1 protein-coding gene is annotated in these 634 nt (G+C 48.3%); it reads right to left on the reverse strand.

Going from position 1 to position 634, the window contains the following annotated elements; genetic code table 11:
* Positions 1-406: 406 nt before the first annotated feature.
* Positions 407-634 (reverse strand): hypothetical protein (locus LD39_RS23745; RefSeq protein ID WP_231572633.1); only part of this gene is annotated, 228 nt, incomplete at its 5' end.

The following is a 634-nucleotide window of genomic DNA, read 5'->3' on the forward strand; positions in this document are numbered from 1 at the left end:
ATGTTTATGTAGTTTTAGGGTCGTTGGGGAAGGGCTCGTCTAGCTGTAACGCCCAGACACTCGCGTCATAAGTAGAAAATCAACGGAATGGAAAATCACATCCCTTTTGATTTTATGCTTATGCGTGTCGTGTCTATCAGGGCGTCTCCGCGTTTGAACACTTTCCTGTGGGGGAACCGGCGAGCTTCCTCTTGCTGCGCCCTGTGGGATCTCGCCTACTCCCTTCTCCCACGACCCTTATCATATAGAGTTATCGAAATTGAACATAAATTTCTTGCCTCATAAAGTTAGAAAAGGGCGGTCCAAGGCTGGAATGAAAGCACTATGATTCATTAAAGCTCCTTACTCATGATGAGAGTTCCGAGAGACTTATATGCGCATGATGACGGGGAAAACGGCGACACTCCTAACTTAAAGGTGGAAGCGCCTTGAACAGCGGCGTATTGACTGGACGATTAGGATGTGGAGAAGCCTCGAAAGACACGACAAGCATAAGACAAGCGGTGCAAGTGGAGTGTGCTTTCTCCACTGCAGCGACTCGAGGGTCTAGGCTTCGCAACTCAACTGAGCTGTAGGAGATAAAGGAAACACGATAAGCGTCAGCGCATCGATGTTGACTTATCGTACAGAAGCG

The organism is Halobacillus sp. BBL2006 (genome assembly GCF_000786645.1).
Classification (GTDB): domain Bacteria; phylum Bacillota; class Bacilli; order Bacillales; family Halobacillaceae; genus Halobacillus.